The sequence below is a fragment of the Corynebacterium sp. HMSC078H07 genome (assembly GCF_001812805.1).
Lineage (GTDB): Bacteria > Actinomycetota > Actinomycetes > Mycobacteriales > Mycobacteriaceae > Corynebacterium.
This window is the reverse complement of record NZ_KV810511.1, coordinates 104941-119778: the sequence shown is the minus strand read 5'-3', so window position 1 is coordinate 119778 and position 14838 is coordinate 104941. Positions and strand designations below refer to the sequence as shown.

The following is a 14838-nucleotide window of genomic DNA, read 5'->3' as shown; positions in this document are numbered from 1 at the left end:
ACCACGGCGTTACTAAATCCGTGGTCCTAACATGCCGGTTCTTGAATTCATGCTTGTGGGCGCCTTGGCCGGTTGGGGGTCTAAACCAAACAAGCGGGAGCCGCGGTGGAGGATTTAAGAGCTAAATAGAAAAAGGCTTCTTCGTGGACTTTTGTTGCCCGCGAAGAAGCCAACTACTAGAAGATTAAGATGCTCTTTCGGAGAGAATTAGCGAAGAGAGCCTGTGTGGCTCAATCTCAAAAGGCCATTCCGGTAGTGAACCATTCGGTGCCCAAGCGATGACCCACGATTCCCGTTCGCGGGCTGAGCTTCCGCCATGGCCGCCTTCGTCGACATGTCCGTGATCGGTGGTGACAACGACGAGCCAGTCTTCGCCGTGTTCAGTAGCGCGTTGTTCGACTGCCGAAGCGAGACGACCTACATGCTCATCAACGGATTTGATGGCGCCACGGTACTCATTTCCCATGAGTCCGTACACGTGTCCAGCGTCGTCAACACTGCAGCAGTACATAAACCCAACATCAAAAGACCCACCATGCACTGCCGCTAGGGTAAAGTCCGCTACTTCTGCATCGATGCGTTCGTAGCCGTATGTTTCACCGTCACGAACAATCACTCGGTGAAGTCCGGCGTACTGTTGTTCAACTCGGGGATGAATGATCGGCCCGAGGCCGCTGGGATCTACCAGAACGGGCCATCCAGCTGCGGCAAAGGTCCGCGTTGACTGATTCTGGTAAAAAGCTTGAGACAGGAAATCAGGACAGTTCCACGTCCTTCCACCAACACAGCTGTTGTCTTTCAGCCCGTGCTCCGCATGAGTAGAGCCGGTAAGAATGCTTGCCCAGCCAGGGGCAGAAATCGTGGGGACTTCCATTTGCATTGAATGCCAGCTTCCTTCTGCGGCCAGCTTCTGAAGGGTGGGGCCAACTCCCGACTCGGCAGCAATGTCCCAGCGAACGCCGTCTAAACCAATCAGTAGAATTCGTCGATTTGAATCGCCGGTATCTGGAGTTGTGCTGTTTCCTGGATTACGCATTCGCGTTCCTTTCTTTGACGAAAGCCTTGGCCTCGGCTACCTCATCGGGGGAGGCAAAATCCACAACAGCATCGTGTCGCAAGGTCTCCAGGCTCACCTGACTGCCGGTTGGGAGCTTACTGGCTTCGCGGTCCGACATATCAACGCGAATCACTGTGCTGCCAGGACCTGCGAGCATCACAGAGGTAAAAATTCCACGGAGTTGCTTATTGAGAATCCGGTAGCTCCCTTTGGCGTCAGGGAGAACACGTAGGTCTTCAGGGCGAATAAGGCATGCCAGGGTGTCCCCGTCGCGTGCATCAATTTCAGTGTTCGCAACATCCACACGTGTGCCGAGGACATCGACGGAACCTGCGTTGTACTCGCCGCAAATGCGGTTGACGACACCAACGAATTGAGAAATAAAAGGTGAACGGGGGTGATGATACAACTCAGAAGGGGAGCCGATTTGTTCGATAACGCCATTGTTCATCACGCCAATACGATCAGCCATCACGAGGGCCTCTTCCTGGTCGTGAGTAACAAGGAGGGTCGAAATACCTTCTGAGAGTTGGATACGCCGAATCTCATCGCGCAACTGGGTACGTACCTTCGCATCGAGAGCGGACAAAGGCTCATCGAGTAGCAGAAGCTGCGGTTCGATCGCTAAGGCGCGGGCTAGCGCGACACGCTGTTGCTGACCGCCTGACATCTGTCCGGGAAATTTGGTCGTATGTTCTGATAGCCCGACGAGTTCCAACAATTCACCTGCACGATTGCGTCGTTCGCGCTTGCTGCGACCTTTGATTTTAAGTCCGTATGCGACATTGTCTATTGCATCGAGGTGCGGGAACAGCGAATAAGCTTGGAAGACAATTCCCATGTTTCGCCGACGAGTAGGAAGGTAGGAGATCTCGTTGCCATCGATGCAGACTGAACCTTGATCGGCGTGTTCAAGACCGGCAAGGATCTTAAGCGTGGTCGACTTTCCGCATCCGGAAGGGCCCAACAGCGCAACCAGTTCGGCTTTGCCAATTTCCAGATTGAGGTTGTCAAGCACAGTCTTTGAACCGTACTGCTTAGTGATGTTTTTGAGTTCTACGTGAGAAGAATTCACTTTACTTTTCCTTTCGGGCGGAATCGATTTTTGCAATCGCGGAGATGGATGCCATCAATGCCCAAGTAATGAGAATTGTGATGAACGATAGCGCGGCAATACCTCGGGGATTGGATCGGGATACCTCCACGATGAACACTGGGAAGGTGTAATGCAGAAGAAGAGAGGCGATTGCGAACTCGCCCAAAGTCATCGCAATGGAAAGGAGCGAAGCCGAAAGCATCGATACTCGAAGGTTGGGGAGTACGACGTTGAACAAGGTCTGCGTCGACGTTGCCCCGAGTGATGATGATGCAGCAAACATGGTTTTTAGATCCAATGCTTTAACACCGGCATCGATTGCTCGATAGCACAATGGCAGTGCCACGATCACGTACAAAGGAACCAATGACCATTTCGAGACCAGGAAAGAGGGTGCAACCGCGCGGTAGAATTCCGACACTCCCGACACCAGTGCCACTGCTGGAATAACGAGAGGAAGAACTGACAGAAACTCAGCTACGCGCGCCAACCGAGGCGATTTCAGATTCAAGAAGACAATCGTTGGGACTAATAGGATGAGCATCAGCAGAGTTGTCGCTACGGCAAGCAAAAGTGTGTCTATAACCGCGGATACTGCACGAGGGTTGTCAAAAGCGGAGATCAAAGGTTCGAAGGTAAAACCTTCGCCGGGGCGCGTGAACCCGAAGACTGCAGCAGCAATCCATGGGCCGAAAAAGAAAACCAGAGCAATGACGAAAATGGTGGTCACTACCCAGTTGATGTTCTGCCCGTTGGGCTTGGATGCTTTGATATTCTGGGCTGTGTCTGCGGTAGGTGAGGCTGCTGTGGCTAGTTGCTGAGCCATTTATCGCTCCTTCGTGTAAGTAGAAGACGTAACCCCATTGCAACGACAATGATGATCATCATCCATGTCACAAGTGCGGCTGCGAGCCCTGGGTTCAACAAGACGTTTCCGCTAATGAGGAAACCGATAATAATTGGAATGAGGTTTAACGAACCTCCTGAAAGTGCATATGCCGTGGCATAAGCTGCGAAGGCATTAGCAAAAAGGAGAAGCAGCGAACCCACAATTGGTGGCCACAGTACTGGTAGCGCAACATCACGGAGATACTGAGTGTTGGTAGCTCCGAGCGAGGATGCAGCATCGAACCATTCCTGCTTCAACGCGCTCATGGACGGGAGCATGAGGACAGTCATCAATGGAATCTGGAAGTACAGATAAACCAGAGCGACACCGGTGAAGTCCGTGATGGAGAAAATTTCACTGAAGCTCGGGAAAAATTTTTGGATGAAACCGGTGAGCAGCCCCTGAGCACCAAATAAGGCAGTAAACGCATAAGCTAATTGGACTCCACCTGATTGTGCGGCTAAGCCGGAAAAGCTGTTTACCAAATTGGCAAGCCAACTTGGACCAGCTCTTCTAGAGGTCAGCGCCCAAGCAATAATGAGGCCAAAGAATCCGCCCACAATCGTCGTGAGAAGCGACAAATTTATTGTCAGAATAAAAGCGTCGCGGTAGGTTGGTCCTATCGCTTCAACCATCGTCTCCGTTGATGGTTGTCCTGTCGCGTCTTTGAATGCCGTGATGAGATTAGCGATAATGGGAACGATCAGGAACGCAGCTACGAACGCGAAGTACGGAAGAGCGCCCAATAGGGTCGTCAAGCTAATCCCACTGAAGCGTTGCCTCTCAGGTTTGTGGGTGTCCTGATTGGGTTCTTTCGAATGGGGCGTTTTCAGTGCCATTAGTACTTAACTTTCTGGGCCCACTGCGTAGCGATTACTGAATTCGCTTTGTCTCCTTGAGCAGAGTTCGGGAGCTTGACCTTCTTCACGATCTCCGGATCAGGGAGAGTTGCAAGAGCGTTGTCAGAGAGTTTTCCTGCTTCAGAAAGCTCGGTAAAGCGGGCTGGTACCGCACCGCCTAGAGCGTATTGCTCAGAACCTTCGTCAGAAGTCAGCCAGTCTATCCAGAGGCGAGCAGCATTCGGGTGAGGTGATTCGATGGTGCACGGCTGTGCGTAATAGTTGCCAAAAACACCGTCTTCAGGAACGAGCATTTCGAAGTCAACGCCATCCTTGACCAACTGATCTTGTACACCGATCCAGTTGTAGTTCCAGTCAAAGATAACGGAAGCTTCTCCAGTAGTCATACCTGGAGCCGGATCTAGAATTGGAACGAGGTGGCCCATCTCCGCAAGCTCGGCAAAGAAGTCGATGCCGGGTTGAATATCGTCCAAAGATCCGCCATTTGCTAGAGCCGCAGCGAAGACAGTTGCAATTGAGGATGCACCTTGGCGTGGATCGCCTGGCAGAGCGATTTTTCCCTTGTACTGTGGATCCTTGAGATCCTGGAACGTGGTGGGAACGTCGACGTTCTTCTTGTTAACACCGAAGGTGAGTACACCGTAGTAGGCACCCACCCACATGCCATCTTTGTCCTTGAGGTTTTCAGGGATGGAGTCCCAGTTAGACGGCTTATAAGGCTCGATGAGCTTTTGGTTAATCGCCGGGGTTGTGAATGAATAGCCGATGTCAAGGATATCCGGCTGGGTTGCCTGGCCACGTAGGTTCTTTACAGCTTCAAGCTCTTCTGCAGAGGAAGCGTCAGGTGAGTCTACCTTGATCTTGACACCATACTTCTCTTCGAATTTCTGGAAGTGGCCCTTGTAGTTTGCCCATGTTTCGGGGTAAGCAATGAGACGAACCTCCCCCTCCTCTTGGGCGAGTTTGATGATCTCGTCAATATTGCTTCCGATGTTGCGGTTGGTAGAAGAATTGGAACCGTTGCCGCCACATGCTGCGATAGTTGTGCCGGTTACAGCAAGGCCTGCACCGAGGCCGAGTGCTTGGAGGACGGTGCGTCGGGACAGTGTGCTGGACATTTTGGAATCCTTTCGAGTCCGGATTGAGCTAGAGGATCTTTTCTGGACATTGGAAAGTCTGGCACCTGATTCTTTCTCATAGGTTCCGCAGAGGTTAACTCTAGTGGAAGATAATTTAATACCTTTAAGGTAGTGTTCCTGTCCTTTTGATGGCTTGCTTATCCTGATTGTCGCAAGACCGAAAATGGATGCTGATAGGAGCGAAGATGCCTTTTGTAGAGCGAGTACGTGAAGCTTCAGGTGTAATCTTTGATTTCAACGGAACGTTGAGTGATGATGAAGCTGTTCTGGAAAAGTCTTATAGTCTGGCTTTAAATGATCTAGATCTTGAACCATTAAAGTATGGCGAGTATGAATCATTGCTTGGCTTGAGCGACGTTGATATCTCGCGTCGTCTAGTTGATGCTCGAGGAGCTTCTTGCGATGTTGAAGAGCTCCTTCAAGCTTTGGCCGCAAGGTACTCAGCACTGAGCCACGGGGCAGAATTGATAGCGTCTAGCACTGCGGAATTGGTCAAAACGCTTCAGAGTGAAGGCAAAAAGGTAGGCATCGTTACTGGTACGTCAAGGCAACTCCTCGAACCTGTCTTGAAAGAAAACGGGTTAGATAGCCTTATCCCAAACTCAGTGACAATCGAAGACGTAACCGCTGGGAAACCAGATCCCCAGGGATTCTTGTTGGGCGCAAAATACCTGAAGGTTTCGCCCGAATCTGTGGTCGTCTTCGAAGATTCCGTCGCTGGCGTCAGAGCTGCACTTAGGGCCCAGATGTGTTCAGTTGCCGTAGGAGCTAATACCGCTGCGGCTGCTATTGCCGACTTTGCGTTTGATTCGATGGGTAGAGCTGCCGAGCAATATCTATGCGCCGGGTAGAGGCTTTGTTACGACTTCTACCTGGGCCAAGTCGCAACGCAGAACATCGAGCGAGAACTCTATCGGAGCGTCATTGGAGGTAAAGGTTGTCCTTTTGATTCTTAGTATCGGTTGGTCCGGCCGCATTTGAAGCTTCTTTTGCTCCCATGAAGTAGCGCGTGCAGGAACAATTGTCTCTCTTTTGTGGGTAGGTTTGATTTTGTAGCGGTTGGTCAAAAGCTCGTAAAGGGAACCCGTCAGGTCTTGGTCTAGGAGATCGGGTGCGACCGCAACTGGAAAGTACGAGTCTTCAATGAGCATTGGAACTCCGCTGACTTTACGTAGCCTTACTAGGCGAAAGACTTGTGCCCGAGGCTCGACCTTCAATGCATCTGCAATTTCAGAGTTCGCAGAGACTAAGTCGGTCACCAAGACTTGAGATTCGACAGTTCTCCCACGTTCCCGAAGCTGGGGAAGAAAGCCTTCCATTCTGTTGATTTCGACTGTGGGTGGTGTGGATTTGATGAAAGTCCCGCCACCACGGCCACGCCGGCGCTCAATAAGATCCTCTGCTTCGAGGATGTCTAGGGCTCGGCGAAGTGTGATCCTTGAAGCCTCGAATTGGTGGGAAAGCGAGCGTTCCGATGGGAGTGCGTTTCCGGGGGTTAATTCGCCGCTAGCAATTCGAGACCGAAGCTCATCGGCAATATGAAGGTAAAGATGCGTCTGGCGGTCGAGGCTGTACACGGGCACTACCTTACCTGCTGGATGGAAATGGAAACTACGGATACAGCGCTGAACGAGCGCGAGGCTATCTTAAGTTTCTGTCTACTTTCTAGGTGGTCGATAAAAACCTGTTTCAGCCCCACAATCCTGTTACGGCAACCTCATTTTCATCATGTCTAATTGCCTACTTTGGGCCTCGAAGCGTTGACTGTTGAGGCAGGATTTTCGGTAAGTTGTCGAGCGTTAGCCAGCAGAAACACTCCTACAAACAGAAGGCCCAGCCTTCCACGCAGAGTGGAGGCTAGGCCTTCAGATGGCTTTCGAGCCATGTGCTTGGCTCTGTGGCTCGCTAGAAACTACCGCCCAAAGTTCTGCACGGCGTACAGCTTGCCCTCGGGGGTGGTGGCCAGGCCGATGCCGACGGACTTCGCGCGCGGGTCAAGCAGGTTCTTGCGGTGGCCCGGGGAGTCCATCCACAGCTGAACCAGGCGGGCATCGCTGTAGTCGGTCCATGCCTGGAGGACGTTCTCGCCGCCAGCCGGCAGATTGGCGGGGTAGTAGGTCCAGTAGTTCGGGCGGTGGCGGGTGACGCCATCGCGGCTGAGGGTGTTGGCCCAGTCCTGTGCCAAGTTGGTCAGGTTGGCATCAACGCGCAGCGGAGCGAGGCCGTTGGCCTTGCGGTGTGCATTAGTTTGATTAATGAGTCCCTGGATGCTTGCGGAGGTAGAGGGTGCCTGAGCAACCGTGCCAGCGGCGGCTGGGGTAGCAACGCCGAAGGAAGCCGGATTGAAGGCGCCGAAGGAACTACCAGCCTGAGTAGGGGCGTTAACGGAACCTGCGAGGAGTGTGGCGGCTGCTGCGACCGGAGCAATAATTTTCGTGGTGGTGCGTCTAAGCTGAAGGCGGAACATTGTGGTTCCCCTTTCTATGTCGGGCCTTATCGGCGGTGTGAATCCCGCATGGCGTGCGGTTGTTTTCGCCTAAGATTAAAGCTCGTTGCGCCCTGGAAATCCTAACTGACCAGTGGCTTTAAGGATTTCACTTAGGTTTGCGACGCTTCTCGCCCCAGTTCTAAGGTTCTTTTGGCTTTCGGGCTCTTTTTGCCTGAACTTGCATAGTTTGGGCCGAATACTACGTCGATCGGGGGTGACGATTGGGGGTGGTCGCTCAGGGTCACATTCTCACATCCTGGGGTTTTGGTTGATGACGGGTCGACTATGTCCAAAACCTTGGGTGTTTCTATGGAAATTTATGGATTCTTCCTGGGAATGGATAATTTGCACTTATGTGTCGTGGATTGAGAAGAAGGGGCTGAGCTAGACCGCTGGGTAAGGCTGGCTGTTAGGCTCGGGCGGCATGGGACTTTTTGATGCGCCGCTGCTTTTCGACGGTGGCCTCGGAACCCTTCTTGAAGCCCAGGGACACGACATTTCGGGCCCGCTGTGGTCAGCACGAGTGCTGCGTGAAAACCCCGCGCTTATTGAATCTGCTCATGCTGAGTTCCTCGCTGCTGGCGCCCAAGTGGCCACCACGGCTTCTTATCAAGTCACTTTCGATGTTCTAGGCGAGGAGGCGGAGACGCTTCTGCGTCGCAGTGTTGGGGTGGCTCGTGGGGTCGTCGATAAGCGCAGTGCCCAGCCTGGCTTGCTGGTCGCCGCATCCATTGGCCCCTATGGTGCGGGTCCGGAGAGAGGTACTGATTATGACGGGGCCTATGGCCTTACCCGCGGTGAGCTGCAGTGCTGGCATGCTCGCAGGGTAGCGGTGCTCGCGGATACAGACGCGGATTTCCTCCTTGCGGAAACCATCCCCAACGTTGATGAGGTCGCAGCACTACTGGAACTCCTCTCGGATCAACCCAAGCCCTTTGCGCTGAGCATTACCGGTGCCATTGCTGCTGACCCGGCGAAGCTATCGCGCGTTATCGAACTGGCCAATCACGCACCGCGGTTGGGTGCTATAGGTGTGAACTGCGTGAGTCCTTCGCAGGCGCTCGCAGTGGTGAAGACGCTTCGTGCAGGCACTGATAAGCCGCTGCTGGCTTGTCCTAACAGCGGTGAGTCTTGGGATTATGGCGCCCACGAATGGCGGCCGGCTCCTGCCGAGACGATGAGCCTGCCCGAGGCTGCTGTGAAACTACGCGCGGCTGGGGTTAGCCTGCTGGGTGGTTGTTGCCGCGTGGATCCTGCTGGGATTCGGCGAATACGCGAAGCTCTCTCTGTAGACAGCAAATAGCAAACACTGAGACAATCCCTCTGCTGTGGGGATACAGTATTCCTATGAAAAAGTTTCGATTTCTTGCCGCAAGCGCTGTACTGCTCGTTGCGTCTTTCTCCGTGCCCGCCGCCAACGCTGAGCTGACCCAGACTGAGCGGGACCAATTCCGCACTGATCCCGTCGGGGCGATTGCCTGGCAGGCTATCAAGGGTTCCTCGGAATACGTGCGCGCCGATGGCAACACCATGATGGCTGCGTCCTTCTTCTCCATGACGAGGCCGGGGCAGGACATCGGCCTGCCCGCGCTGCAGAACTGCGCTGAGCGCGTCGGTTCTTCCGCACCGGAAGGCGGCGTGCGCTACGTGGCGGCCGCACTGTGTGCAACCTTTGAACCCAACGCCCGTGGCGAAGTACAGCGCGGCGAGTTTGGCTACGCCCCGCTGCGCTAAGCGCGCAGCGTGCATTGGGTAGCGCGTGGGATGCTTAAGGAGGATTGATGCGCAAGCACGTCGTAATCATGGGAGTCTCGAGCTGCGGCAAGTCCACGGTCGGGGAGTTGCTGGCACAGCGCACCGGCCTGCCCTTTCGGGATGGGGACGATATGCACCCAGCGGCGAATATCGAGAAGATGGCCTCGGGGCAGGCGCTTAACGACGCCGACCGGCAACCCTGGCTCGAATCCATCGGACGCTTCCTTGCGGAGCACGAGGAGGGAGCCATTGTCGGTTGCTCCGCGCTTAAGCATTCTTACCGCGAGATCATTCGTGCTGCAGCGCCGGACACAGTTTTTGTGCATTTGCACGGCTCTTATGAGTTACTCAAGGAGCGCATGAGCCAGCGCGTTGGTCACTTCATGCCGGTGTCCCTGCTTGATTCGCAGTTCGAGACGCTGGAGGACTTGCACCCAGAAGAAGCAGGGCTAATGCTGGATGTCAGCGCTGCGCCGGAGGAGCTGGCCGCCGAGGCGGCGCAGTACCTCCAGAGCTAGCTGTAGCTACAAGACTTTCCCGCTTGGTGTTGAGGCATCGCGGAGCCACCCTTCGCGCTCACACAACTCCACCCCGCCCTTCACGCTCACCGTGAGCGTCAGGAGGCTGCCCCACGGGTTGCCCGGTGAGCGCGAAGGTAGGTGTCCGCCAGGGGACCTGCTCTGTTCTGACTTGAGCCGCATTAGTGCCGAAAACAACTACCCAGACGCTCAACCCGCAGACTGCATTGTCAAGGGTGGCTGCGTCTTCAGCACTTGATAGTGAGTTAAGTCGGGCTCGTGCTACGTGCCTGCACCCTTCGCGCTCACCGTGAGCGTTAGGAGGCTGCCCCACGGGTTGCCGGTGAGCGCGAAGGGAGGTCAGTACGGATTGTCGGTGAGCGCGAAGGGAGGTGGTCGCGCTCATTGCAACGAGCTAAAAAGGGCTACAGCAAAGCGGCGGCGCCGTAGAAGATAAGGACAATGCCGAAGCCGATGGAGGAAATCAGCGCTTGGTTTACCGTCCAGGTCCGCAGAGTGGTCGATACGTCCATGCCCATGAGCCGGCCGACGAGCCAAAAGCCCGAGTCATTGACGTGGCTGCCAAAGACGGAGCCGGCCGCGGTGGCAAGCGTGATGAGGACTAGCTGAATTTCGTTGAAACCGCCAGCCTCAACGGCAGGCACCATCAGTGCGGCGGCCGTGGTGAGAGCAACGGTGGCTGAACCTTGCGCCAGGCGCAGGGCTACAGCGATGAGGTAGCAGGCCAGGATGACCGGGATGCCGAGCCCGGACATGGAATCCGCCAGCGCATCACCGATACCGCTGGTGCGCAGCACACCGCCGAACATGCCGCCGGCACCGGTGATGAGGATGACGGAACAAATGGGGCCGAGGGAAGACTCCACAGTCTTTTCAATTGCGCTCTTGCCTTCGCCGCGACGCAGCCCCAGTATGACCATCGCCGCCAGAGTGGTAATCAACAGAGCGATTGGGGTCTGGCCCAAGAAGATGAAGAAGCGTACCCACGTAGCAGAAGGATCGACAACACCAGCTGTGCCCAGTGTGGTCAACCCGGTATTGCCAAAGATAAGCACCATCGGGATAAGCAGAACACTGATAACCGAGGCCGCAGAGGCCGGGCGATCCGGCAGCTCGGCATCGCTAACGAGTGCACCGGTTACGGCTTCTTCAAGACGGAACGGGTACTTCTTTCCCAGGTGGAGTCCGAAGCGGTAGCCGGAGAGATACCACGTGGGCAGCGCAACGAGGAGACCGAAGATGAGGATCAGGCCGATGTCCGCGCTGAAGAACTCACCGGCTGCCACGGGGCCCGGGTGCGGTGGCACGAAGACATGCATGACGGAAAAGGCGCCGGCGGCGGGGATGCCGTAGGCCAGGACTGGGCCGTCTAGGCGCCTGGCGACGGCAAAGATGACCGGCAGCATCACCATGAGCCCTGCATCGAAGAAGATGGGGAAGCCCATGATGAGGGAGGCTACGCCTAGCGCTAGGGGTGCTTTGTTTTCGCCGAAGAGTTTCACGAGGGCGTCGGCAAGCGTTTTGGCGCCGCCGGAAGTCTCCGCCAAGCGCCCGATCATGGCGCCTAAGCCGACCAGCAAAGCCACCGAACCCAAGGTCGAGCCGAAGCCACTTGTCATGGTCGGAACCACGCCGTCCAGCGGGATGCCAGCGGCGAGGGCAGTCAGTGCAGAGACAGTGACAAGGGTGACGAAGGCGTGCACCTTGAAGTGGATGACGAGGATGAGGATGACGGCGATGGCCGCCACCGCAATCCCTAACAGTGGTCCGGTGCCCAGTGTGGGCTCCCAAGTATCCATAACATTCATAACCACTGACTTTACTGCGGCAGTGTGTGGCGATCTAGACGTTTCCTCGGTGTGGAATTTCACGTGAGGGGTGGGGTGAAGGCGTTATTCCACCCCGAGTGCTGGGCCTACCGTGGCCCAAGTGATGGATAGCTCACGGCGGAACAGGCCCCACGTGTGCCGTCCCGCCGGAAGCTCGTAGTAGTCAAGGTCAACGCCAGCGGCGGTGGCACGCCTGGCATAAAAGGCACTGCACCAATAGTCCAAGCGCTCGTTGAGGCCCAACGCGGGTAGGGGTGAGTCTTCAATGTCGACGTCAAAGTCTGCTGGGGCACCGCGAGAGACGATGACAAAGGTCTTCCGTCCCTTTTGTTGATCAAGGTTGAGAACCGGTGAGTGCTGTGCCCACGCCGGATCCCATGGCGCGCCGAAGGAGTGTGCTGGGTCCGTGCCGTAGTACGCCGCGCTGACCCACGCGAATCCCTGCGCGAGTACACCTGTGGTCGAGGGACAACCGGAATAGGAACCAGCTACTGTGAACCGCTGATCAAATGTGGCCAGTTCTAGTGCGGGGCCGCCAGAGTTGCTCAGGCCCGCGATGCCGTCGCGGCCGGTGCCATGAAATTCAGCGTCAATGAGTTGAGGGAGCTCCTTGGTGAGGTAGGTGGCCCACTTGTATCTGCCGTGAGTGTCGTGGGGCTGTGCCCAGTCGGACATCATCGAGCCATAAGCACCGCGTGGGGAAACGACATTCACCTGCTTGTCGCGGAAGAACTCGGAGGCACCGCCGCCATCCCACCACGTTGCCTCCGCACCGCCGCCCGCGCCACCGAGCAGGTAATAGGTCGGGCGAGGTTGCGTATTCTCCACTCCCCCCGGCGGGAGAATGATGTCGTTGGTGATGACGCGGTCCATCGCAGGCGAATAGGCCTTGAGCTCCCACACATTGTCTTGGATGTGCCTCAGCTCGCGCAGCTGTGCTGGTGCTGTGGTCGCTGGCGGGTGAGTGGCTTCCGGTGGCACGACGGGAAGCTTTAGTTGCTGAAGCACGTGGCCCCAAGTGGCGAAGACGTTTTCGCTGAAGAGTACTGGTGCCAAAGGACCCAGCGCGATGGGATCGAATTCAGAGGCGTACTGATCAGGGTTTGCGAGAGCGCTGCTCATCGCCTGTGGCGCCTGCGCCTGTGCCGGGGGCACGTGGGTAGGGGAGAAGATCAGCCCCACCGAGAGAAGGCCCGCGAGTGCGGAACGAGAGAAATGCATTTGTTCACAATAGCCAACTAGGGGTGCGCAGCGTAAATAGCCCGTGTGCTGCCGTCCTTTGGCGCGAAGGTTGTGTGGTGTTAATAAATGAGGAATGGTTCGCTGCAGAGGGGGTAATAGAGGAGTATTAGACAGAAAGAAACCCCGACCTTGTCGGTCGGGGTTTACTCACTCTCTCATTACCGGACTAAGCGCCGGCGGGCTGCACTCTCTCTGCTGCAAGGGGGCGGCGAAGAGGGGGCTGTTTTAGAACAGACCCTCAGCCTTCTTACCGGTGTCCTTCACGGTGATCTCGCGGGAGTCAACGTTCTGGTCGTTGTCGGTGGAGTTGTCGCCCTTCAGACGGGAAACCTGGGTGACCTCGATGTAGTTCTTGATGCGGCCTTCCTTGGTGTTGCCGTCGCCGAAGTCCAGGTTGGCAACGCGAGCGGACTCGCCAGCGTTAATCGGGTTAGCCAGGGTGACCTCGAAGGAGCGGGTGGAGGTCTTCTCGTCGAAGCCCAGGTCACGGATGTGAGCACCGTTGGAGGAACGCGGGGTGATGAGGCGGTCAACGCCCTTCGGGCCCTCAGCGGTCTTCACGTCAACGCGGTACTGAACAGCCGGGTAGTCGCCGTAGTAGCGCTCGGTACCAACGTTCTCCAGGCGGAGAGCAACGGTGCCAGCGAAACCAGCGTGCTTTGCACCGGAGGTGGACAGAACCGGCTTGAGGTCGAGCTTCTGGTCAGCCTTGGTAGCCTCGCCCTTGTCAACCTTGTCCTGCAGCTTCTTGTCGGCTTCTTCTTCCTTCTTGCCTTCAGCCTCGGATACGGCGCGCTCCTCCGGAGCAACCTCGTTGTCCTTCAGAACCTCAGCGTCAGCCTCTGGGGACTTCTCCTCCTCAACAACCTTCGGGTCGTTGACGTCGGTGGTGTTCTGAGCGTTCTTGTTCGGAGCGTAGGAGTCAGCGATGTCGTCGTAGAGCTTGACGCGAACTTCGTTCTTCATCGGCTGCATAGCGGACCAGAAGGTCGGGGTGGACCAGGTGCCGTTCGGCTTGCAGTACTGCTGGGTACCGGTCATGTTCAGAACGCGGAAGCCGTAGGTAGCCTCACCGGTGTGGTTCGGCGGAACGTCGTACGGGCCGATGGACTGGCCAGCTTCCCAAGACAGGGAGTAGGAAGCGGAAGCGCCGAGCTTGGTGGCAATCTGGTGGGAGACACCGAAGGAGCCCTCAGCACCCTTGCCAGAGCCCTTGCCGCCCAAGTTCATGGAGGTGGTCTCGGTGCGGTCACCGTTGACGGACAGGGTGATGGACTGGGACTTGGACAGGTTCTGCTGCAGCGGAATGTCCTTCTTGGTCTGGTTGGTGGTGGAGATGGTGCCAGCCGGCATGAAGTTGTCGGTCACCTTGTAGACCACGGTGCGGTGGTCCTCCCACGGGTTACATACCGGACGCGGGTTGAGGACGTTGGCCTTCATGTGGTCGGAACCGTGAGAAGTGTGAACGATGGGGAGCTTGGCGTTGACAGCCGGGGTCTCCGGGTAGGACTCGGTGTGGGTTGCTGCGGATGCAGCCGGTGCGATGAGGGCGGTGCCTGCAATCGCGAGGCCGGCCACGAGGCCAGCGGTACGACGACGCATGGTCATGATTGTTCTCCTGGATGAAAATGTTTGGGGCAATGTGGTGACGCACTGTGGTTGCGCTGTGCTGCGCTGTATTGCTCAGTGTGTGACGAGAAGCCACTTTAAGGGGGGCTTTCAGGATCCCGCATCCTGAGGATTGTTAATATTTTTGGGCTGCAAAGCAAATATCGATAGGGTGACACGCAGGTGAACAATTGGCTAAGAAAATTGCGTTTACCTTGGTCTTGTCATCTAGACCGTATTCTGGGGAAACGTCTTCTTGACCGTTTGGACATCAACTAAAGTTTAACCCAATCAGGGGGTAAAAAAGGTTCAAAGAGAGCGGCTGGGAAGTTACTT

The 14838-nt window shown here is 56.0% G+C and carries 14 protein-coding genes; 4 read left to right on the top strand and 10 right to left on the bottom strand.

Features of this window, described 5'->3' with window-relative positions; translation table 11 throughout:
- Nucleotides 1–184 precede the first annotated feature (184 nt).
- The 5 genes from HMPREF2875_RS13310 to HMPREF2875_RS10455 are packed head-to-tail and all read right to left on the bottom strand — an operon-like array spanning nucleotide 185 to nucleotide 5020.
- A complete protein-coding gene (locus HMPREF2875_RS13310) occupies nucleotides 185–1036 on the bottom strand; it encodes an alkaline phosphatase family protein (RefSeq protein ID WP_083311915.1) in 852 nt (283 codons plus the stop codon).
- Entirely contained in the window at nucleotides 1029–2132 is a 1104-nt protein-coding gene (locus tag HMPREF2875_RS10470; protein ID WP_070672942.1) for an ABC transporter ATP-binding protein, read from the bottom strand. The genes HMPREF2875_RS13310 and HMPREF2875_RS10470 overlap by 8 nt, the downstream gene beginning before the upstream one ends.
- A gap of 1 nt (nucleotide 2133) precedes the next feature.
- A complete protein-coding gene (locus tag HMPREF2875_RS10465; protein ID WP_083311914.1) occupies nucleotides 2134–2979 on the bottom strand; it encodes an ABC transporter permease in 846 nt (281 codons plus the stop codon).
- Nucleotides 2964–3881, bottom strand: coding sequence for an ABC transporter permease (locus HMPREF2875_RS10460; RefSeq protein ID WP_070672940.1), 918 nt, complete (start codon nucleotides 3879–3881; stop codon nucleotides 2964–2966). The genes HMPREF2875_RS10465 and HMPREF2875_RS10460 overlap by 16 nt, the downstream gene beginning before the upstream one ends.
- On the bottom strand, nucleotides 3881–5020 hold the full coding sequence (locus HMPREF2875_RS10455) for an ABC transporter substrate-binding protein (RefSeq protein WP_070672938.1): 1140 nt from the start codon (nucleotides 5018–5020) through the stop codon (nucleotides 3881–3883). Before HMPREF2875_RS10455 ends, HMPREF2875_RS10460 begins: the two co-directional genes overlap by 1 nt.
- Before the next feature lie 206 nt (nucleotides 5021–5226).
- On the opposite strand from HMPREF2875_RS10455, the gene HMPREF2875_RS10450 reads away from it, so the two are divergent.
- A complete protein-coding gene (locus tag HMPREF2875_RS10450) occupies nucleotides 5227–5892 on the top strand; it encodes an HAD family hydrolase (RefSeq protein WP_070672936.1) in 666 nt (221 codons plus the stop codon).
- Here the strand turns inward: HMPREF2875_RS10450 and HMPREF2875_RS10445 are convergent.
- Complete coding sequence (locus HMPREF2875_RS10445; protein WP_141754617.1) at nucleotides 5878–6618, bottom strand: GntR family transcriptional regulator; 741 nt, start codon at nucleotides 6616–6618, stop codon at nucleotides 5878–5880. The two genes, HMPREF2875_RS10450 and HMPREF2875_RS10445, sit on opposite strands and share 15 nt — an antisense overlap.
- Before the next feature lie 335 nt (nucleotides 6619–6953).
- Complete coding sequence (locus tag HMPREF2875_RS10440) at nucleotides 6954–7508, bottom strand: CAP domain-containing protein (RefSeq protein WP_070672934.1); 555 nt, start codon at nucleotides 7506–7508, stop codon at nucleotides 6954–6956.
- A gap of 445 nt (nucleotides 7509–7953) precedes the next feature.
- Between HMPREF2875_RS10440 and mmuM the strand changes: the two genes are divergently transcribed.
- Genes mmuM through HMPREF2875_RS10425 form a run of 3 tightly spaced genes read left to right on the top strand, consistent with a single transcriptional unit; the run spans nucleotide 7954 to nucleotide 9802 of the window.
- Nucleotides 7954–8832, top strand: coding sequence for a homocysteine S-methyltransferase (gene mmuM / locus HMPREF2875_RS10435; RefSeq protein ID WP_070672931.1), 879 nt, complete (start codon nucleotides 7954–7956; stop codon nucleotides 8830–8832).
- A gap of 44 nt (nucleotides 8833–8876) precedes the next feature.
- Nucleotides 8877–9263 (top strand): hypothetical protein, encoded by a 387-nt coding sequence (locus HMPREF2875_RS10430; protein ID WP_070672929.1) that lies wholly within the window; start codon nucleotides 8877–8879, stop codon nucleotides 9261–9263.
- 47 nt (nucleotides 9264–9310) lie between these two features.
- Nucleotides 9311–9802, top strand: coding sequence for a gluconokinase (locus HMPREF2875_RS10425; RefSeq protein ID WP_070672927.1), 492 nt, complete (start codon nucleotides 9311–9313; stop codon nucleotides 9800–9802).
- A gap of 425 nt (nucleotides 9803–10227) precedes the next feature.
- Here HMPREF2875_RS10425 and HMPREF2875_RS10420 read toward each other — a convergent pair whose 3' ends face one another.
- From HMPREF2875_RS10420 to HMPREF2875_RS10410, 3 genes are all read right to left on the bottom strand, one after another.
- Entirely contained in the window at nucleotides 10228–11622 is a 1395-nt protein-coding gene (locus tag HMPREF2875_RS10420; RefSeq protein ID WP_070672925.1) for a GntP family permease, read from the bottom strand.
- Between the two features lie 93 nt (nucleotides 11623–11715).
- Nucleotides 11716–12873, bottom strand: a complete 1158-nt coding sequence (locus HMPREF2875_RS10415) for an alpha/beta hydrolase (RefSeq protein WP_070672923.1) — start codon at nucleotides 12871–12873, stop codon at nucleotides 11716–11718.
- A 246-nt stretch (nucleotides 12874–13119) separates the two neighbouring features.
- Complete coding sequence (locus tag HMPREF2875_RS10410; protein WP_070672922.1) at nucleotides 13120–14502, bottom strand: hypothetical protein; 1383 nt, start codon at nucleotides 14500–14502, stop codon at nucleotides 13120–13122.
- Nucleotides 14503–14838 lie beyond the last annotated feature (336 nt).